The sequence below is a fragment of the Bacillus pumilus genome (genome assembly GCF_038738535.1).
Taxonomy (GTDB): Bacteria; Bacillota; Bacilli; order Bacillales; family Bacillaceae; genus Bacillus.
Genome location: NZ_CP046128.1, coordinates 452,590 through 472,956, shown reverse-complemented (window position 1 = coordinate 472,956; position 20,367 = coordinate 452,590). Strand labels below are relative to the sequence as shown.

Below are 20,367 nucleotides of genomic sequence, written 5' to 3'. Positions count from 1 at the left end.
AAAAAGTCAGCCTTCTTTTCAGAAGACCGACTACCTTGTGTTTAGAAAAAGCGTTTGAGGCTTTTCTTGAGTGGAGGGATATCCAGCTCACCTTTTTCAAAGAATTTTTTCAATAAATATTTACTGAAGCCTGCTGCTTGGGTGTACGTGATTTTTCCAGGTAACGGGGGTTCATTGGCGACAGTGACATCAATAATGACTGGTTTATCAGATTGAAGGGCTGTATCAAAGGCTGGCGCTAATTCTTCATGTGATGACACAGAGATTCCTTTGCCGCCACATGCTTCTGCAAACTTAGCAAAATCAATATCCTCCAGCTCTATACCATAATTCATGTTTCCTTTTACCTGTTGCTCATATTCAATCATTCCTAAATTGTTGTTGTTTAAGATCACGACAACGATCGGGAGCTTATATTTTACAGCTGTCACAAAGTCTTGCATGACCATTGTGAAGCCTCCATCACCACAGACAGCAATGGCTTGTCGGTTCGGTTCATTTAACTTAGCCGAAATCGCACCAGGTAAACCACAGCCCATTGTGGCAAGCCAGCTGGAGATAATGAAATCCTGCTGTTTCATTTCGAAATGACGTGCCATCCAGACCGTCACATTACCAACATCAACTGAAAGAATAGCGTCGTCTTCGACTGCTTCTTCTAATCTAGCAATGACTTGCTGTGGTTTAATCGGTGAAGTAGCAACGGATTTTTCCTTATCCATTTCTTCTCGCCACTTCATCATATGCTCTGTACAAGCTTCAAGAAAACCACGCTGCTCTTTATATTCAATGTAGGAAGTCAGTTCATGCAAACCACTCTTGCTGTCGCTCACGATTCCCACATCTACTGGATATCTTTTACCGATTTGATCTGGTTTAATATCCAGTTGAATGGCTGGCGTGTCCTCTGGTAAGTAGTCTCTATATGGAAAGGAGGTTCCAAGCATAATTAAGAGATCACATTCTTCCATCGCTTCATATGCCGGCTTCGTTCCAATTTGACCTAGGTTACCTAAAAAGTATGGATGCCTGTCTGGCACAACCCCTTTTGCAGGGAGTGTGATGACGATAGGAGCAGCTGCCTTTTCTGCAAATGAAAGAAGCTCTTCTTTTGCATTTCTTAATCCTTTACCTGCTAAGATGACTGGCTTCTTCGCATTGTTAATCAGCTGAGCTGCCTTTAGCAGTTGATCTTTCTTTGGCCGTACTTCTCCCTCAACATAAAGAGGAGATGTATAAATGGGTTTACGCTTAATTTTTTGAGAAAATAAGTCATCCGATACGGTGAGAACTGCCACACCTTTATGGGTATAAGCTGCTTTGATGGCTTGATTCAATAAGTCAGGCAGCGCTTCTGCCGTCTGTACCTGCTGATTAAAGACAGCGACATCATCAAACATCCGCTCTAATTTGATTTCTTGGAATGCGTCTCTTCCTACTTCGGCCGAAGCAACCTGTCCTGCAATTGCTAAAACTGGTGCACCATCTGCTTTTGCATCATATAGTCCATTTAATAAGTGGACAGCACCCGGTCCAGCGATTGATAAGCAGACACCGAGTTTACCTGTTAGTTTGGCATCAGCCGCCGCTGAAAGTGCTGCCACTTCTTCATGTCTCGTTTGTATAAATTGTATTTGGCTTGATTCATGCCTAAGTTCTTCAATCAATTCGTTTATGCTGTCGCCGGGCATTCCATAAATATGTTTCACGCCCCACTCTTCCAGTAGCGCTGTTACTTCTTTTCCTGCGGTTCTTTGCGGCATGTGAGAAAACTCCTTTTTTCTTACTCCATACCACCGCATCCTTTTAATCAAACGTTTCAACTTGCTTTTGCTACTTTTTAAAATGATATGGGAGGGTCGCCACCACAATATCACGCTTCCATAAAAGGCGGAATCTTAATAAAAAGGCAGATTGATTATGCAAAATGGTGTGCCATCTTTTTTTCGGGATAAATTGAGGCACGAGCACCATCACTTTATATTGATGCGCATTTGCTTTTGCCTCAATGGTTTCAAGAAATTTATCAAGCGGGTGAATGAGGCTTCGATAGGAAGAATGCAGCATCACAAGCCGTACACCGCTGTTTAGTTTTTCCCAATCCTCTTCAATTTTCTTATCCTTTTCTTTATCAAAGGATACATGAACCGCTATGACTTGATCTGACAAAGACCTTGCATATTGGACAGATTGTTCGACGACACGTGTTACACCTGCTATCGGTACGATGACCACATTCCCTTTAATCTCAACAGGCTCTGTTTCATTCAATAAACGCAGTTGTTCTCCAACAGACAGGTAATGCTTTTTAATGGAATGAAAGATAAATAGAACAATAGGCATGAAAACAAATACTGGCCATACGAGATGGAACTTGGTCAAAATGAGTATCATGAAAACTGTAAAAGAAATCAGTGCTCCGACTATATTGATTGGCATTTTCGTTTTCCAGCCCTGCGGTTTTTCTCGAATCCACTTCACACACATGCCGGTCTGCGACAGGGTAAATGGAATGAACACACCGACAGCATATAGCGGGATGAGGTGTTCTGTTTTCCCATCAAACAACCAAATGAGCAGCATAGAGGCTACGCCTAAAAAGATAATGCCATTGGAGTAACCAAGCCGGTCTCCTCTTACAGTAAACATACGCGGCATATATTTATCCTTTGCTAAATTGACAGCCAATAAAGGAAAGGCTGAAAAGCCGGTATTTGCCGCTAATATTAAGATTAGCGCTGTGACAGCCTGAATCACGTAATAGAAAAACGTACGTCCAAAAGTGTCTGATGCAATTTGTGATACAACCGTTTCTTCTGGCTTTGGTGAGATGCCAAAACCAAATGCAAGCAATGTGACCCCCACAAATAAAACGGCTAGTAATCCACCCATCATCAATAATGTTCTTGCTGCATTTTGAGCAGCTGGTTTTTTAAAGGATGGAATGGTATTTGAAATGGCTTCTACTCCAGTCAGAGCAGAACAGCCAGATGAAAAAGCTTTTAATAACAGAAATAATGTAATGCCTTGTACGTGTGTGCCTACCGCTGCATGCTCAGGTGCTGGCGGTACGCCTCCTGTTAATAATTTGAAGCCACCTACTCCAATTAAGATAAGGAGTGAAAATACAAACAAGTATACAGGATAAGCCAGGATAGATGCCGATTCTGTCAATCCACGAAGGTTGAGCACCATAATCACGATGACCAATACAATTGAGATCAAAACATGATATGGATATAGTGCTGGAAAAGCCGATGTGATGGCATCAGTACCCGCTGATATGCTCACTGCTACAGTCAAAATATAGTCTACAAGCAATGACCCACCAGCGATCAATCCTGGTTTTTCACCTAGGTTTCTGCTAGAGACAACATATGCCCCTCCGCCTTCTGGATAAGCATAAATGATCTGGCGGTAAGATAGAATTAACGCCATTAAAAGAATTAATACGCAACCTGCAATCGGGAGTGAGTACCAAAATGCTGCTGCACTAACCACGGAAAGAACAATTAAAATTTGTTCTGTACCGTATGCAACTGATGACAATGCGTCTGATGACAATAATGCCAACGCTTTGATTTTTGATAGTTTTTGTTCTCCTGCTGCCTGTGATTTTAATGGTTTACCAATTAAAATACGCTTCATCAAACTGTACATGTGATGCCCGCTCCTTTAGTGTCAAACGATTTAAATTACAAAAGATGGATCGCCAAAAAGACACAGAGGCAATAGAATGCCCCTGTGCCTATTGTTTAGATCACAGGTTGGTCTTTGCTCTCTTTAACGCTTACGAGGTTAGCTGACGGATTCGGGCGCATGAGACTTTGCCCTACCTAAAAAGGATTCACCCCACGTGGTGCTTTCCACCACAATTGGTTCCCCCGCTCATCGAAATGATTCAGCGATTGGTCTTTTATAAAAGAGATCATACTCCCGTTTGACACCAAAGTAAAGAGATTTTTTCAAGGTCTTTTGACCGTTTATCACTCAGTTTTTTTGCGATTTTTTCGTACGAAATAAACAATCATCATCACCACAAAAATGATCAGTACAGCGATACACGCAAAGTAAATCCAAGACTCACCATCGCCTTGCTTTTCACCTTTTTTCAGATCATTTGTTGTGCTGGTGACTGTTTGATGATTAGAGAACATCTCTTTGTTTTTGCTTTCTATTGCAACTGTTGCGGTCTCCGTATTTGTTTGAAGGAAACGTATCATATCATTTGAAACATCAGCGTCAGCTGCCGTCATTCCTGCAAAAACGGTCATTGTTTGTTCTTTATTCCATACAGATGGCTGCGTCCATACAATACGAGCTGTGGTTTCGTTGATCATGCCAAATGAGGATACATCATATTGACCCTTTTTCGCTGGAACGATGAGATCGTCTGCTTTTTCTTTTAAAAGAGAGAATGTCTGGATGCCCCCGATGAAAATGAGAGAGTTCTTTTTCAATTGTTCATTTGTCACATTCGATGCTTTGATCAAATGATATTGAGCAGCTTCCGGCTGACTAAATGATTCTGTCAGCATCGCCATTTGATTGATCGTTGCTTGCTTGATTTGATCTGGCATGATGATCAATGTGTTTCCTTGCTGTGTTTTTGAAGTGTAAGGAAGCGGCCATGCGGCTAAATCCGGTGTATCACTATTTGTTCCTTCTGGTATTTGAAGAGAGCTGTTCTTGTCAATGTAAATCCAGCCTTCTTCATCCGTATGTCTGCACGATTCCATGCTTTTAAAACCCGTTGTGACAAATTGCAAGTCAACATACTCGTTCTTTTGAAGCACTTGCGAGTCTACTGGAATGGACACATGATAGAATCCATTCTCATCTTTGTTTAATAGTTTTGTTAACGGTATGTCGTACGGTTCGTTATTGATCATCACTGTTAGACGTTCCGCTTTGTTCGCTGGATCCGATTTTTTAAATGATAGATTTAGTTTTGCACCTGATTTTTGTTGAGCGATTAATGCTTTCGGATAATAGTAGTGATCAGATGCCGTCTTTTTGGTTCCAACTGTGACATCATCTCCGCCAAAATCTATTAAACGAATATGATGCGATGGCTTAGAAGCATTAGCTGTCACCTTTTGCAGCAGCAGGTCGGTACCAGTGAGCTGACCCGTCAGTTCAGGTTGAGTCAGGACACTGATTTTTTCAGCAATTGTCTTTGGCTGCTTAGCAGAGACAAATAAAATGGGCTGTTCTTTTTTCTTTGCTGTCAGGGTTCTCACCGCTAACGTAAGTTGATTGCTTTCTGTTTTAATTCCAGCCGCTTGCTCGATTGATTTCATTCGTCCTTTCCAGCTTCCTTTTGCTCCCACAGCAATGGTTGGATGCGCAATTTGCTTGAGGTCCTTTTCTTGAACGAGTTTGAGGTCTGCTAGACGGTCTTTGTTTTTCAACGTACGATAGATTTTCATAGCCGCTTCTAATTCAGCCGCTTCCGGTGTATTTGGAATCACAATATCTGTTTGTTCTTTCTGCTCACCTGATGGAATAAAAGGTGAAGGGAAGCTGTCTAACGTCACGTCTTTCGTTTGAGCTCCTTTGAACGCCAGCTCACTTTCAGGATATACTTTCAGCCAATTGGCAGGTGTCTCTTGGTTGATACACACACCTTCTTTTAACACACCATAAAATGCGAGCTGAATTTGATGAGATCCTTTTTTCAATTGCGCTTTGTTCAATTTGATTTGAATCGATTTTTTTTGGTTTTTCCCTGATACAGGGATTGTCTTTTCAATCTCTCCATCGATCATCACTGTGAAAGACGATGGCGAAATGAGTAATGGTGAAGCCTCTATATTTAATGTAAGAGTGCTAGACTCTACTTTTTCTTTCTCCATTTGATAGGAAAATTCAGTGCGGTCTTCTTGTCCATACAAAGTCACCACATCTTCTGATAGATGCTGCGTTTCTGTTTGACTTCCTTTTGATGAGCGAACCCAATCGTCTTTCACTTGTACTCGATTGGATTGCGCCATTGCTTGACTTGCCATGAAAAAAGGCTGAATAGCAAGGGATAGCGCTAATATAAAAATCATCCATTTGACCGATTTCAATTTGTCACCCGCTTTTCTTTTGTTGTTGATCGTAACGCTCCGTTTTGTACCATTTCACTTCTTGTTTCAATAATCGGCTCTTCACCTCTACACATAAGGAGTACACGACAAGCGCAATCCATACTTGAGAATAGGTGAAGTACATGAGGACCACAATGAGAATGTTTTGTTTGGTGAGCTCTGTTTTCTCAATACTTAATGTAATCATCACTTCTGTTAGAAAGAGGAAGAAGGCTAATCCCCACAGGATCAGTGCGACAGTCCCTACAGATAAGTGAAGGTCAACAAATAGGTTCACAATAAAGATGCCATTTGAGAGCAGAACACCGAAGAAAAATAAGAAATACGTAAAGAAGAAATAAAACAAATCGAAAATCATTCGTTTTCGTTTCAGCTTCATAAACTGTCTTAAAAATTTGAGTACAACATATTGATTACCTCTAGCCCAGCGCGTTCTTTGCCGCCACCAGACCTTCCATGTCTCAGGCTCTTGTTCCCATGTGATCGCAGCTGGGAAAAATCGAATCACATACCCAAGGTTATACACACGGATCGTTAATTCGGTGTCCTCGGCCAAAGCTTGGACATCCCAGCCGCCGAGTTCTTCTAAAATGTGCCGGCGGATGGCGAAGTTGGTGCCTGGTATTGTCGCAATCCCAAACCACTTCCATCTCCCGCCCTGCGCCATCCATTGGAAGCAGATGGTCTCAATATTAATAAATTTGGTCAGCAAATTTTGGGCTGCATTGATCACTCTGAATTTCCCGACAACGGCGCCTGCTTTTGGATCATTCAATAACCCAAGAACCAAATGATAGACAGCCTTTTGTTCCGGCATGTTATCTGCATCGTATACGCAAATCACTTCTCCTGTCGAAGCCTTCAATCCTTCATTCAGTGCAGTAGATTTTCCCTTCCCTGCAAATGGCGGCTTCGTTTCAATCATATGGACATGATCATATTGCTCACTGAATGATTGCACAATATCTCCTGTGCGATCAGAGGAATTGTCATTAATCACAATGATTTCAAGGAGGTGTTTAGGATAAGATAGCTGGACCATCGCTTTTAACGTCTGCCGAATGACAATTTCTTCATTATGAGCAGGAATCAGGATACTGACGGTTGGCAGCTCTTTCCTTTGTTTTGTCCATTTAGGCAGCACTTTTTCATAGGTGAGGTAATGCTGAAAGCCGCCCTGCATGAGAAACATGTGGTATAGGAGCATAGTCCAAATCAGTAGTAATGAAAGATAAAATAAGACATCAGCCACCTAATTTTCTCTCCTTAAAAATTCGTTTTTTCATTGTCAGTCTTAAATACAATGTGTATAAAGCAAATGCCGCAATAAATAGCATCACCACGACTGTAAGAATTCGCAGCATATTTTCTATGCCGCTTCGTTTGACTGTTTTTGTTTCGGCTATGTCGGATTGCTCTACTTGAATATGTCCATTCCCTGATGTTTGGATTTTTACATGTGCAGTTTGGACCGTCTGTTTTGTTTTCTTTAAATCCAGCCATTCACTAGAAGGGATTGCCTCCATCTGTGTTATCAGCTCCTGTAATCCGGCTATTCCTGATTCTACATCATAGGACAGTCCGATTGCGGCTGATTGAAGATGCTGCATGGATTGAATCGTCTGTTCAGTTAAAACATTTGAATCTTCTTGGTCAGACGCTGTCTCTACTGGTCGCTGAGGATATAGGGTCATTCCATGTAACATGGCAGGAGACGTCACCAGCGGCGGTGCACCGACTGTTTTCCAAGTGCGGTCTGACAGCTGCACCTGTCCAAATAGACTTGACACATGCCTTGAAATCACTTCATAACCTTGTTGAGATATGGCATCATGCGGCACCTCGAACGCAAGAGGATATAGACCTTGCTGGGCAAGAAGCTCGATGCCCTTTGTCAGTTTTTCTTCTGTATAGGCGGTTTCTTGCTGCTGATTCGATCTGGTATAAGCATTAAAGTCTTTTTCATTTGGGAACTGACTTTTACTCCGTTTCTTCTCAGTTTTTTTGGGATCATTTGACGTGATGGACTGATCATACTTTGCATCCCAGAACTCAAAGCTCTGACCAGATTCCTCCGTTCGATACGTACGGCTAAAGCCATGAAGAATGATACTCGCTCCATTGCCTTGCAATTGTTTTAACACATTCACGAGCTTCGGGCGGTCACTCAGTGTGACTTCATCACCTGTTTCTCGATCCATCCAAACAGGAGTCACTGCGATCTGAAAAGGAATATGCCGTGCGGATACGTATTGTCCAAGTTCAAGCAGCTTCTTCTCGTCACTTGCTGGACTGATGTTCCCGAGCATTAAGTATTTTGTCGTCATTTGCACAGAAGAAGGCATGTATTTTTCTAGCACTTCTGCAAGAATTTTGTTGTGCTGCACGACATCTAAGATTCCGATATATGCCGCACCTTCTTTTGTTTGAATCACAAATGGCAGATCAGCTTGATGATTCTTCAATAAAAGTTCACTATGCAGGGCTGCCCCTCGAACCGTTAACGCACTGATACTTCTCTCTAGCTGACGGTATGTCTGATCATGTGTATGTTTCATTTGACTGGTATGATCTTGTTTGTGAAAAGTAAGCTTGGAGAATGGGCGAAGCTGTTCCGCATTGTATCCAATGGCGATGACCTGCTGTGATTCGTTCATCGCACGAATGGTTTGTTTTGGCAAGGTTCTCTTTATTTCACCGAGATAAATGACTTGCTGAAATTCATTGATCCTCTTTTCAGCCAAATGTTCATCGGATACAATCGTCGTCTGTTTAGAAAAATGACCGGCGAGTAGATCCAGCATATGAACGGCTGGAGTCACTTCATCCGATTGTGTGGAATAAACGATCAGGGTATTTGGCTGCGTGACAAGAGCATCGGCTGAAGCCATGTGTTTAAACGAAAGAATCGAAAAAAGCGCGATCATCAAACAACATTTCATCAAAGAATTAAAGTTCATTCATCATCATCTCTTTTTCTAGTTCTTCTAAAAATTGCTCTGGCGTTCGATAATCCGAGCTGCTTGTTAAATGACAGACAAGAAATGTCAAGGTCACTTCACGACCGTTTAACAGGACATGCGGTTGCAGTTTATTCTTTAGCTTATCAAGGACAACTGACACGTTTTCTTCTGGTGTGTGAGTTAGCAGCAAGCCCATTCGATCTTCGGATAATCGAAATTTCTTATCGGTTTCTCTTACGCTTTCGCGGATCTTGAGACTTAATTGCTGAAATAGGTGCTGCATTTCTTTTTCTCCATATAACGATTTGAATTCCGCTGCGTAATTCATATGAAGAAGAATAAAGACAAATGGCTGTTTGTACCGTTCTGCCCGTTTCATTTCCTCGGACAATTCGAGCTTCATCCGCTCAGCATTGTCAAATCCTGTTGTCGAATCAATCGCCACAAATTGTTTGATGGCCTGCTTTTGTTGTTCAATGGTGTGACGCAGCATCTTGATCCGTTCATGCAAGCTTCCCGCTGAAATAGCAAAAAAAAGAAGTGCTACGCCCCAAATCACTACATCTTGCAATGTTTGATTTGAAAAAAGGGGATTTTCATGACCAAACTCTGTAAAGAACATGGCGCTTCCTATAAAGAACAAAATAAGCAAGGTGAAAATTAATGCTGGTAGGATACCAAATAAAATACCGCAGCCTAACACGACAAATGTCAGTGCGATGATCATAAAGCTCTCCGCATCTTGTACGTTGAGATAGCCCATAAACAAAATAAGGCCTGCAAACGTGAGGAGCAGAGAATAGTACAAGCGATACGTGTTACTGAACAACCGATTCATTTAGAAGCTCCCTTTCTGCAATCAGAGGCAATAAGTTATCAAATGAGTGTGTGTCTTTTTCGTTCATATATCCTCCGTAATAAGGCTTGAGAGGATCTTGGGTTTGTAATTCTTTCATGCGGTGATAAACAGCCTTTGCAAATTCAAGCTCGTTTTGTTTAAGGGCATACAATAGGACAAGTGCATATACCGAAGGCGATTCATACGTCACAGATGGCTGCAATGTGCTCAGCTTATATCTCCCGTACAGTTTTCCTTCTTGTTTAAAAGTCGTTTTAAGCCATTTCATGATCGCAGACGTATTAACCTTTGCATGATGGGCATGTAGAGCCGTATAGAGTTGATCGATCATATTGATTTCTCGATCAAACGAATAGGTTTTTTTCTTTATGTCATAGGATTTAGGAAAGAATCCTTTTTTTCTCGGTGCTTGTTTTAGAATGGCTAATTGGTTACTGGTCATTTGTTTCGTGAATATTTTGAGGGATTCCAATTCTTTGATTGCTTTTGGGTCTATATAAGAGAGTGTGATTGTGTGTGAAGTTCGATTTGTTGATGCATCATAATAATCGGACAATATGCCTTTGAACATGTTTTTTTCTTTTAACGCTTGAGCGATTTCTTTTGCTGTCGTTTGATACGCTGACTTCTTCCACAAACGATTTGCCTTTTGAAGTGCCGCCACTACACGTAAATCATCAACTAAAGCATTGGCCTTACTTTTTTGCTCAGATTCAATTTGCCAGCTGAGAAGATGATGGTCTAGTAAAAATTGATCTTGTAGAACACCCAACTGTTGGTCAAATAAATTTTGATCTTTTTTTCGAACAAGATAATCCATCCAAAGTCCGAGTGATTCAGATAAGTAGATGTGCTGCTCTGCAAAAGAGGTACGAATCAAGCCTTGATCTGTCATTAAGTGGTGAGTGATAAAATATTCTCCAGGCAATACAGGCTGTGGCGATACTGGATCAGCTGATTCTTTCTGCTGCTTCCAGGTACATCCGCCTAGTAGAATGACAATGAGTAAAACAATTGCTGTACGATATATGCGTGTATGCATTCGTGTCCCCTTTCAACTCCCCGTTCTCTAAGCATCTAACGATTTATTATAGAGCGTTTTTGTTTAAATTTAAATAAATATTTTATACCAAATTACGAGTCTTTTCGCATATTTATTCCCATTTTCAGAAAAACAATATGTCGATATGCTTGAGAACACTGAAAAACCCATGCGTTTCCGCACGGGTTTTTACACAACTATTGATCTAATTTTAGTTTCTTTAATTGTTCAGCTAGTGCATTATTAATTGGTTCTTCCACTTTCTTTTGTTTCTTCAAATATTTAGACACATCGTGCTTACTGGCTTTCTTTTGATTGGATTGAGATTTGCGTTTTTCGAAGACAGACAGTTTTTCTCTATGGCCGCACACACAAGCAAAGATTTTGCCATCGCCTTCTCCGCGCAGCTCGAGCTTTTTATGACAGTTCGGGCAGCGTGCGTTTGTTTTCTTCGCCACATTTTTACGATGGCCGCATTCCCGGTCCTGGCAAACAAGCATCGTTCCATGTTTTCCATTCACTTTCAGCATCAGTTTTCCGCAGTCTGGGCAATGGGTGCCAGTGACATTGTCATGCTTAAAGGTCTGGTTCGTCTGTTTGATTTCAGATACGGCTTGTTTCGCATATAATTTCATTTCACTCATGAATTGAGAAGCTTTCAATTGCCCTTTTGCGATTTTAGAAAGCTTTTGTTCCCATTCCGCTGTTAACGCAGGAGACTTTAAGTCTTCAGGCACTAAAGAGAGCAGCTGCTTTCCTTTCGATGTGATGAAGATGTCTTTGCCCTTTTTCTCGATTAGGAAGCTATTGAACAGCTTTTCAATAATATCTGCTCTTGTTGCTACTGTCCCTAGACCACCTGTTTCACCAAGGGTTTTCACTAAGTCTTTTTCCTCTTTCTGCATAAATGCCGCTGGGTTTTCCATGGCAGATAATAGGGTCGCTTCATTAAAACGTGCAGGAGGTTTCGTTTCTCCTCTTGTTTCTTTCAGCTGTCGTACGTCTAGTGACTGTCCTTCTGAAAGCAGCGGCAAATGTTGATCCACCTCGGCTGATTCCTCTTCTTCATAGGAATCATCGTACACGGCTTTCCAGCCAGCTGATTGCACGATTTTCCCTTTTGCTGTGAACGTTTCACTGCCTATTTTGGCGATAACCGTTGTTTCTTCGTACTCAAAAGGATTCATGAGTACCGCAAGGAATCGTTTGGCAATAAGGTCATATAATTTACGCTCTTTATCACTTAATGCACCTGGATACAGCTCTTCCTCGGTTGGAATGATCGCATGGTGATCTGACACTTTTGCATCATTGACGAAGCCTTTGTGCGCTTTTACACCTGATTGTAAAATCCGGTTCACATGCTGCGCGTATGGTCTGACGTTCATTCCTTTTAATCGGTCTTTTAATGTGGGAACGATATCCGCTGAAATAAACCTTGAATCTGTACGTGGATATGTCACGAGCTTATGCTGCTCATACAATCGCTGAAGTGTAGATAATGTTTCTTTTGCTGAGAAGCCATAGCGTTTATGCGCATCACGCTGCAATTCAGTCAGATCGTACAGGCCCGGCGCAAAAGCTTTTTTCGCTGTTTTTTTCAACGCATCAACCACTGCTGGTTTTCCTTCGCATGCTGCCACGCGCTCTTTGATCACATTCTCTTGGAAGGTACGGTTTTGCTTTGTTTTAGCATCCTGCCAGGTCAAAGTCAGTCCATCTACTTGTGCAGTCAATCCATAGAACGGCTTCGGCTGAAATTGCTGAATGTCTTCTTCTCGTTTGGCGATCATGGCAATCGTTGGTGTTTGCACCCGTCCGCAGGAAAGCTGTGCATTGAACTTGGTTGTCAGCGCTCTTGTTGCGTTGATGCCGACAATCCAGTCTGCTTCTGCACGTGCAACTGCTGAGCGATACAGGTTATCGTATTCTCTGCCGTCTTTTAATCGTTTGAAGCCTTCTTGAATGGCTTTGTCCGTGACAGATGAGATCCATAGTCGTTTCAAGGGCTTTTTCACATGTGCTTTTTCAAGAATCCATCTTGCGACAAGCTCCCCTTCACGTCCAGCATCTGTTGCAATGACAATGTCTTTGACATCTTTTCTCGCAAGCTGCGCTTTCACTGCTTGGAATTGTTTTCCTGTCTTTTTCATCACCACAAGCTTAAGCGGCTCTGGAATGATTGGTAAATCCTCTAAACGCCAGGATTGAAATTCTTTTCCGTAGCCATCTGGATCAGCCAGTGTGACCAAATGGCCAAGCGCCCATGTCACAATGTATTGATCTCCTTCTAAAAAACCATTTCCTTTTTTATGACACTTCAGCACACGCGCAAGGTCACGTCCTACTGAAGGTTTCTCTGCTAATACAACTGTTTTTGACACTAGATTTCACATCTCTTTCTTCTATCCATCCTTTTATTATAGCAGACGTGGAGATGCGGTTCTAATGACGGATTATTTCTTCAATCGTTTGATGATTTCGTTTGTGACTTCTTGTGTTTGATAGGATCCGCCGATGTCCGCTGTTAAAAAGCCGTCTGCTGTGACTGATTCGATGGTGCTGAGAAGGTGCGTACCCAGCTCTTCTTCTCCGAAATGATCAAGCATCAGCTTAGCAGTCCAAATTTGACCGATTGGGTTGGCGATTCCTTTTCCTGCAATGTCTGGGGCTGATCCGTGTACAGGCTCAAACATGGATGGGTACTCGCCATTTACATTGATGTTGGCGGCAGGCGCTACGCCAATACTTCCCATAATGGCTGCCCCAAGATCTGTCAAAATATCACCAAACAAATTACTGGCCACAATCACATCGAATTTTTCTGGTCTTGTTACAAAAAAGGCTGAGAGCGCATCAATGTGCTGAGAGTCTGCTGCCACCTCTGGATAATCCTTTGCTACGTCTTGAAACACTTCATCCCAAAAAGGCATGGTATGAACGATGCCATTTGATTTTGTTGCACTCGTCACATGCTTTCGCCTTTTTTCTGCTAATTGAAAGGCAAAACGCATCGCACGCTCTGTCCCTTTTCTTGAGAACACCGCATTTTGAACAGCAAGCTGATCTTCCCCTTGATAAATACGGCCTCCAATTTCACTATATTCACCTTCACCGTTTTCTCTGACAACTAGAAGATCGAAATCCTTTGGCTGCGTAAGCGGTGAGCGAATGCCGCTCAGCTGTTTTGCAGGTCTGACGTTTATCACCTGTTCAAATTCCCGCCTAATCTTAATAAGCAGTCCCCAAAGCGATACGTGATCCGGCACTAAATTGGCATCTCCGACAGCCCCTAAGAAAATACTGTCAAAGGCTTTCAATTGATTCAATCCATCCTTTGGCATCATCTCGCCATGCTCTAAATAATATTCACAGCTCCACGGAAAATCCTGAAAGGTAAAAGACAGACCGCCATGTAATTCTGATACCGCTTTCAATACTCGTATCGCTTCAGGTACAACTTCCTTCCCAACCCCGTCACCTGGTATCGCCGCAATTGAAACATGCTTCATTCATTTTTCCCCCTTCATTATCGGTCGACCGTCGACCACTTAAGCTTGAGTTTACTAGACCGTCCACGTTCTTTCAATGGACAAAAGACGCTTTTTTGATCAAAGCGCCTGTTTATCCTGGAAAAGCATCGAGGGTTTCTGTTTCTTCCTCCCCGCATCTTTTTTATCTGAAAGCAGCAGTCCTCCTAAGGTCAGTGCCGTTCCAAGTACAGACATGAGGGTCAATCTCTCATGAAGAACGATCATTGAAATGACCATTGTAATAATAGGAACGCCATAAATATACACACTCGATTTCACCACACCGAGCGTTTTCACCGAAAAGCTCCATGTTAGAAAACAAATGGCAGATGCGAACAGGCCTAAAAACAGCAAGTGAAAGGCAAACGACGGGTTCGTCAATCGCTCCCAGTCTAAACGAATCTTAAAATACCAGATCAGGGGAAGCATCCAAAGCAAGCCGTAAAAAAAGACACGCCTCGTCACTTGAATGATATGGTATCCATATTGGTTGATCATTTTCGATAAAATAGAATAGAAGGCCCAGACAATGGTCGCCGTTAATGCTAGCGCATCACCGATTGGATTCAATTGGAACGTCGTCATTCCATTAAAGCTAATCAGTACAATTCCTGTCATCGCGATGAAAAAGCCTATGAAAAACCGGCGGTGCAAAGGCTCATCTTTCAATAAAAAATAAGCCAATAAAAATGAGAAGAATGGTACAACTGAGCTGATGACACCTGCATTCGAAGCGAACGTATAGGTGAGTGCGACATTTTCTAAAAAATAGTATAAGACCACACCGCATAATCCTGCGAGCGCAAACATCGCTTCATGCTTTTTACGCTGCACCTTCATGGTGACCGGGTAGATCATCATCAGAGCCAGATATCCAATAAAAAAGCGAAAAAATAATATTTCTGTTGGAGAAAAAGCCGTTAACAATATTTTGGTTGAGATAAAGGTCGAGCCCCATAGAAAAATAGTGAACATGACCGCTAGATGACCAAGCAGCTGTTTATTTTTCATCTGCTGTTACCTGCTTTGCAAAAATTTGCTGATATTGCCCTGGGGTGAGCCCAATAAATTCTGAAAAGAAATGACTCAAGTGACTTTGATCAGAAAAACCAGCGGAGACTGCCGCATCTACAGGCTTTACTCCTCGTGAGAGAAGTTCTTTCGCATAATTCACTCTCACTGTCTGTAAATAACGATATGGCGTGATCCCTCTGTACTTTGTAAAAGCACGCAGAAGAGAGTATTTGTTCATGGACACAAGCTCTCCTAAGTCGTCCAACGATATATTTTCCGTGCGGTATGTTTCAATATATTGCTGTACATCTTGGACTTTCTGTTCGGCGGCATGCGCTGCTGACGCTTTTTCCTCTGATGTATCAGCATAGGCTTCAATCAGCTGCTTCATAAAGAAATAAAACGTTTCCTGTTTATTCAAAGCTGGAGCTTCTTCTGTGATCATTTGATGAAGATCATATAATGGCTTTGTCAGTTCACTTTGTGAAAACACAGGGGCTTTAAAATGCGGCTTGTGCTGAAACATTTTCTCTATGACATCTGCTTCTATATTTAAACAACGATAATCTAGTGTCCTGTGATCAATCTGCTCGCATGCGTGATTGTCATATGGATTGAAAAGAAGGATGTCTCCCTTTTCAATGATGTATTCTTCATTTTGGCAGATCAAACGTCTTTGACCGTCCTCAATAAATCCAATCACATAGTATGTATGAAAATGATTCGGGAACTTTTGCATGATGCCATGAAAGCGATACGCCTCTATTTGCAAGTCCTGATCAAAATGTACCGTTCGTTCTTCTTGTGTTTTCATGTCGATCCCCTCTTTCACTGAACTGATCATTAGTGTAGCACACCCTTTTTCTCTTGAATTGTACGATATTGACTTTTCCGATGCAGGCTTGCCTAGAGGGAAAAACTTGGATAACATGAGACAAAAGATGATGTGTAAATGAGGGAATGACGGGATGAATTCATTCGAGATGGAAAGACCAGCACCATACCATATGCAATTTTATGAACAGCTGAAGCAAATGATATTTGATGGGCAGTTTCAGCCAGGGGAACGCATCAATGAGACACAGCTTGCCAAACAATTTGGTGTAAGCCGATCACCGGTTAGAGAGGCGATGAGGCTTTTAGAAAAAGATGAGCTCTTGATCGCTGATCATCGGTCAGGCTACTCTGTCTATACGTTAACGGAAAAAGATGTCGAGGAGCTTTATCAAGTTCGAACCGCCCTAGAAACGCTAGCTGTTGAGCTTGCATGCAAGGAAGCCGCGCAAAGAGAGCTTGATGATATTGAGCAGGTCCTCACGCAGGCAGACGAAGCAATCAAGCAGCAGCTGCCATCTAAAGAGATCGTCCAGTTACATGAAGCCTTTCATCAAAAAATTATTCTAGCGAGTCACAATCACCGCTTATGTAAACAATTGAATCATGTGAATGCACTCATTCATTTTTGCCGTATCTTTCATTTTAGCGGCGGAGCGCGTGCTGAGACGATTCAAAAAGAGCATGCGGCCATTTATTCTGAAATGAAAGAGCGCCGCTCCACAGAAGCCGTTCAAGCGATGACGAATCATTTGTTACATGATGTGATGCACTTAAAGCAAGTACTCTCTGAAACAAATAAGGATTAAGTGATTTTTCCTTTTTTCCATTTTTTAAGCATTACATGAACATATTTTGAATTTTTCGTAGATTTCAGCATGTCCAGACGATCTTTCGTTTATATTAGAAGATGAGAAACTAGCTCTTATACAGGAGGATTTGTATATGCATACAAGTATTAGCCGTCTTCGACAGGCGGGTTTTATTGAGGGTATGTCTCTTTTAACCCTTCTTTTAATTGCCATGCCTCTGAAATATTTTGCGGATATTCCGATGGCAGTCACCATTGTAGGCTCTCTTCATGGCGCATTGTTTGTCATCTATATGCTTGTTTTGGCATATGTGACTTTTAAAGTTCGCTGGCATTTGAAATGGTCCATCGCTGGTTTTTTTGCGGCGTTCATTCCTTTCGGCAACTTCGCCTATGATAAGGTGCTCCGCCAGTATGATACAAAAGCTTAATCAAAAAGGGCTAAAACGAATTTCGTTTTAGCCCTTTTTCTCCTTTTCAGCGTGATAGAAAACCTTTGCAGCCCTAGGAAGGACGAGTACTGGCGCGGAGCGAATTTGACATTCGTGAGCACCAGCACGCAGGACTGACACCGAATGCGAGGGTTTGTCTACACGCTGAAGTATTTTTTAAATTGATGCATATTTCACAATGGCTGCTTGACGTGTCATTTCGTGATATGCAACCCATAATTCATCACCCGGCAGTACGCTAGTGATTGGATCGATTGGCTGCTTCACTTCATACATCACGCCATCTCTCTCAATCTGAATGATCGCTAACGGCTGATTGCCGATGACACCAGAAAATGCGACATGGGTCACTTTTGCACTTCCTTGTTTCTCTTGCATGAGACTGATTTCTTTATCCAACTCTTCTTGTTTTGTCTGCATCGTGATTTGAGTTCCTGGCGCGACCTCCATATGGTCAGGGATGAATTGACTGACCGTTTTTGTGATGGACTGATCTCCGCTAGAAACCGTCACATCCAGCATAATAGGTTTCTGATCATGAATCGTGACTGGATATTGCTTCACCCGCTGGATGGTTCCTGTTAATGTCACGTCTTTCCCCGATCGATTCCGCACTTCATGGGCATAGGCTGCCATTTTCAGCTGACCGTTGATGTCGACGAGGTCGGCTTTTTCTCCTGTTCTAAATTCAAAACCAGCGGCTTGAATCATCGGAATGGTATACCTTTTCTGATCTGCTTCAAATGTAAGCGATAAGACAGTGCCTCGTCCTACGGTTCCACATGATTCTATATTTCTTAAAACAGCGCCTTTGATGAACTTTGGCTCACTTGTCTGTGAGAAGTTCCCCTCTTTTAAGAGCAGCGCCTTTTTCTTCTTCGGATTGTAGAGAATGGCGATACGCTGACCCGGCTGTGGTATCTGGGTATAGGATACAACCGTTTTAACTGTCTTCTCGATGTTTTCCCCATCATATTGAAATTGCAGCTGCATTTTGACAAGCGGCTGTTCGTTGATGTAGGTACCCGTTTCTTTGACAGATACAATATTGGCTTCTAATGTGATACTGTCCTTGATCTTGTTCTTTCTCACCAGTCTCAAAATCGGCGGCAGGAAGATGGCTAGCACAAATAACAGCAGTGGAATAAACAGCCATATCGCCCAGTTGAGAATGAGCGGTCCGCCTTTCATGACATATTGCATAAAGGTGTCAACAGACGTTTGGTGAGCAGGACTTGCGTTTTCGATTGAGATGACTTTTTGCAGAGGAAATTCCTTTAGCTGTTTGCTTTTCGTCTCAAATGCACCCGTTAATTGATTTTCGAATGAATAATAGATCCAATCGCTTTTCACATTTTTATTGAAAGAGAGTCCTTCTCTTTGTAAAGTTTCATATGAAAACGACTGAAAAAGCTTGCTGACAGACGTCGTCTTATTCGTGCGGTGGTTATAAATATAACCAGTCAGCTTGCCTTTTGCTTCGTCCTTTGCTGTAGAGCCTACAAGAAGAACTTCTTCTTCATTAAGCTGGTAGATAAAGGTTTGATAAATCGGTTTTGGTGTTGGGAGGGCTTCCCCAAGCCTTCCCTCTGCATTCACTTTCCTTGGTCTTTTTGGATAGTTAGATTCGACAGCGACTGCAAAGTTTTGGGATGTTCCGATCGTTTTTTCCAGCTGCTTTTCCACTTTATCTTCAATGAGGCTAAACGGTTCAGCGTTTTTGGAGACATAGACCCCAAGCTGATGCTTATCGTTTGAGACTCCGCTGACATATGCTTTCTGGTCATTTTTTAAAGTCAATTCAAATATAGGAATAGGAGTCTGTCCTCTAAAGGAATTCATGACGACATCCATAGAGACTGGCCTTGCTGGCAGTTTTAGCTCGTTGAGGTTGTGTACATGAAACTGACCATTCTTTAGCTCACCGAGGACCGCAGCGGCGCCTTCCATTTCTCCTGTAAACACAAGCCGTCCATTCCATTGATATGTATTCGTTTTTAAAAACGAGGGTATCTGTAAATTTTGCTTAACGAGCTCTTTCTTTTCTCCGCTTGGAGACAGCTTCTCGATCACCAGCTGCCCCTCTTTATTTTTTAAAGCAAGTAAGAGATTGTTACCTTGAATGGATGGCAGCATTTCATTAAACGGATCGCTTTCCGTGGTCCAATCACTGATTCTTTTTCCTGATTGAGGATCATACATACCAAAATGAAGCTGCTGGTCTTTTGATACAGCACTCACCACTCGTTTTCCTTCATCAAATGTAAACATTCGTTTGACATCATATTCTGTCACTTTCCCTGCTGACAAATCATCTTGGTAATGGTTCCACACCATGAAACTGATAATGATAGCTGGAATAAAGAAGACAATATATCGTAGAAAAATCACTGGTATTCTTTTCACTTGATCGCTTCCTTTCATGAGGTTCCTTTATCTTATACGTCAGTGCAGCGAAAATGTTCTATGCTAGAAGAATACCATTCCAGCCTTCCAGTTCCATATTTTACAAACTTCGTTGTTTGCGATAAAATCCAATCAGATTCAAAAAAGGAGTTTTTCTCATTGGATAAGCTATCTTCTACTTTCTAGCGGCTTGGCTGCGTGTTCCTCGTTGGTTCAAGCAATGGGTGCTTGTATCCATTTCCATTTTCTTTTTTTATATGTGTTTTGTAAAGGGGCTGACTAGCTGGCATACCTTGCCGCCTGTTACGTTGTGCTCGTGCGTGATTGGTTCTTTCTTCATTTGGATGTTGTGGATAAA

14 protein-coding genes and 1 riboswitch are annotated in these 20,367 nt (G+C 42.0%); of the genes, 2 read left to right on the top strand and 12 right to left on the bottom strand.

All coding sequences use genetic code 11. From position 1 onward, the window contains the following. Positions 1 to 41: 41 nt before the first annotated feature. From GKC25_RS02240 to GKC25_RS02190, 11 genes are all read right to left on the bottom strand, one after another. The gene (locus GKC25_RS02240; protein WP_034663997.1) at positions 42 to 1,763 is read right to left on the bottom strand and encodes a pyruvate oxidase; all 1,722 of its coding nucleotides are present in this window, start codon (positions 1,761 to 1,763) and stop codon (positions 42 to 44) included. 70 nt (positions 1,764 to 1,833) lie between these two features. Next, complete coding sequence (locus tag GKC25_RS02235; RefSeq protein ID WP_034663998.1) at positions 1,834 to 3,660, bottom strand: APC family permease; 1,827 nt, start codon at positions 3,658 to 3,660, stop codon at positions 1,834 to 1,836. 112 nt (positions 3,661 to 3,772) lie between these two features. After that, a riboswitch (cyclic di-AMP (ydaO/yuaA leader) is annotated at positions 3,773 to 3,917 on the bottom strand. Between the two features lie 69 nt (positions 3,918 to 3,986). Beyond that, complete coding sequence (locus GKC25_RS02230) at positions 3,987 to 6,074, bottom strand: cellulose biosynthesis cyclic di-GMP-binding regulatory protein BcsB (RefSeq protein WP_034664000.1); 2,088 nt, start codon at positions 6,072 to 6,074, stop codon at positions 3,987 to 3,989. Between the two features lie 4 nt (positions 6,075 to 6,078). Continuing rightward, positions 6,079 to 7,302, bottom strand: coding sequence for a glycosyltransferase family 2 protein (locus GKC25_RS02225; protein ID WP_425389370.1), 1,224 nt, complete (start codon positions 7,300 to 7,302; stop codon positions 6,079 to 6,081). Positions 7,303 to 7,339: 37 nt separating this feature from the next. Then, positions 7,340 to 9,055 (bottom strand): DUF2334 domain-containing protein, encoded by a 1,716-nt coding sequence (locus tag GKC25_RS02220; RefSeq protein WP_034664005.1) that lies wholly within the window; start codon positions 9,053 to 9,055, stop codon positions 7,340 to 7,342. Continuing rightward, positions 9,045 to 9,896, bottom strand: coding sequence for a GGDEF domain-containing protein (locus GKC25_RS02215; protein ID WP_034664007.1), 852 nt, complete (start codon positions 9,894 to 9,896; stop codon positions 9,045 to 9,047). The genes GKC25_RS02220 and GKC25_RS02215 overlap by 11 nt, the downstream gene beginning before the upstream one ends. Beyond that, positions 9,877 to 10,959, bottom strand: a complete 1,083-nt coding sequence (locus GKC25_RS02210) for a glycosyl hydrolase family 8 (RefSeq protein WP_034664009.1) — start codon at positions 10,957 to 10,959, stop codon at positions 9,877 to 9,879. The genes GKC25_RS02215 and GKC25_RS02210 overlap by 20 nt, the downstream gene beginning before the upstream one ends. Positions 10,960 to 11,156: 197 nt before the next feature. Then, on the bottom strand, positions 11,157 to 13,343 hold the full coding sequence (locus tag GKC25_RS02205) for a DNA topoisomerase III (protein ID WP_034664011.1): 2,187 nt from the start codon (positions 13,341 to 13,343) through the stop codon (positions 11,157 to 11,159). A 72-nt stretch (positions 13,344 to 13,415) separates the two neighbouring features. After that, positions 13,416 to 14,471, bottom strand: coding sequence for a tartrate dehydrogenase (locus tag GKC25_RS02200; RefSeq protein WP_034664012.1), 1,056 nt, complete (start codon positions 14,469 to 14,471; stop codon positions 13,416 to 13,418). A 99-nt stretch (positions 14,472 to 14,570) separates the two neighbouring features. Beyond that, complete coding sequence (locus GKC25_RS02195) at positions 14,571 to 15,503, bottom strand: DMT family transporter (protein ID WP_095285978.1); 933 nt, start codon at positions 15,501 to 15,503, stop codon at positions 14,571 to 14,573. After that, positions 15,493 to 16,320 (bottom strand): helix-turn-helix domain-containing protein, encoded by an 828-nt coding sequence (locus GKC25_RS02190; protein WP_034664455.1) that lies wholly within the window; start codon positions 16,318 to 16,320, stop codon positions 15,493 to 15,495. Before GKC25_RS02190 ends, GKC25_RS02195 begins: the two co-directional genes overlap by 11 nt. Before the next feature lie 154 nt (positions 16,321 to 16,474). On the opposite strand from GKC25_RS02190, the gene GKC25_RS02185 reads away from it, so the two are divergent. Beyond that, a complete protein-coding gene (locus tag GKC25_RS02185) occupies positions 16,475 to 17,149 on the top strand; it encodes a GntR family transcriptional regulator (protein WP_034664015.1) in 675 nt (224 codons plus the stop codon). A 136-nt stretch (positions 17,150 to 17,285) separates the two neighbouring features. After that, the gene (locus GKC25_RS02180) at positions 17,286 to 17,582 is read left to right on the top strand and encodes a DUF3817 domain-containing protein (protein WP_034664017.1); all 297 of its coding nucleotides are present in this window, start codon (positions 17,286 to 17,288) and stop codon (positions 17,580 to 17,582) included. 177 nt (positions 17,583 to 17,759) lie between these two features. Here GKC25_RS02180 and GKC25_RS02175 read toward each other — a convergent pair whose 3' ends face one another. After that, positions 17,760 to 20,009 carry a hypothetical protein gene (locus GKC25_RS02175; protein WP_342689895.1) on the bottom strand — a complete coding sequence of 750 codons (2,250 nt, stop codon included), beginning with the start codon at positions 20,007 to 20,009 and terminating at the stop codon, positions 17,760 to 17,762. Positions 20,010 to 20,367: the final 358 nt, after the last annotated feature.

Excerpts from the sequence above, each read along its gene's own strand:
- GKC25_RS02235 (WP_034663998.1), bottom strand. The coding sequence starts at position 3,660 with ATGTACAGTTTGATGAAGCGTATTTTAATTGGTAAACCATTAAAATCA.
- GKC25_RS02215 (WP_034664007.1), bottom strand. The coding sequence starts at position 9,896 with ATGAATCGGTTGTTCAGTAACACGTATCGCTTGTACTATTCTCTGCTC.
- GKC25_RS02195 (WP_095285978.1), bottom strand. The coding sequence starts at position 15,503 with ATGAAAAATAAACAGCTGCTTGGTCATCTAGCGGTCATGTTCACTATT.
- GKC25_RS02210 (WP_034664009.1), bottom strand. The coding sequence starts at position 10,959 with ATGCATACACGCATATATCGTACAGCAATTGTTTTACTCATTGTCATT.
- GKC25_RS02190 (WP_034664455.1), bottom strand. The coding sequence starts at position 16,320 with ATGAAAACACAAGAAGAACGAACGGTACATTTTGATCAGGACTTGCAA.
- GKC25_RS02200 (WP_034664012.1), bottom strand. The coding sequence starts at position 14,471 with ATGAAGCATGTTTCAATTGCGGCGATACCAGGTGACGGGGTTGGGAAG.
- GKC25_RS02220 (WP_034664005.1), bottom strand. The coding sequence starts at position 9,055 with ATGAACTTTAATTCTTTGATGAAATGTTGTTTGATGATCGCGCTTTTT.
- GKC25_RS02180 (WP_034664017.1), top strand. The coding sequence starts at position 17,286 with ATGCATACAAGTATTAGCCGTCTTCGACAGGCGGGTTTTATTGAGGGT.
- GKC25_RS02240 (WP_034663997.1), bottom strand. The coding sequence starts at position 1,763 with ATGCCGCAAAGAACCGCAGGAAAAGAAGTAACAGCGCTACTGGAAGAG.
- GKC25_RS02225 (WP_425389370.1), bottom strand. The coding sequence starts at position 7,302 with ATGCTCCTATACCACATGTTTCTCATGCAGGGCGGCTTTCAGCATTAC.
- GKC25_RS02185 (WP_034664015.1), top strand. The coding sequence starts at position 16,475 with ATGAATTCATTCGAGATGGAAAGACCAGCACCATACCATATGCAATTT.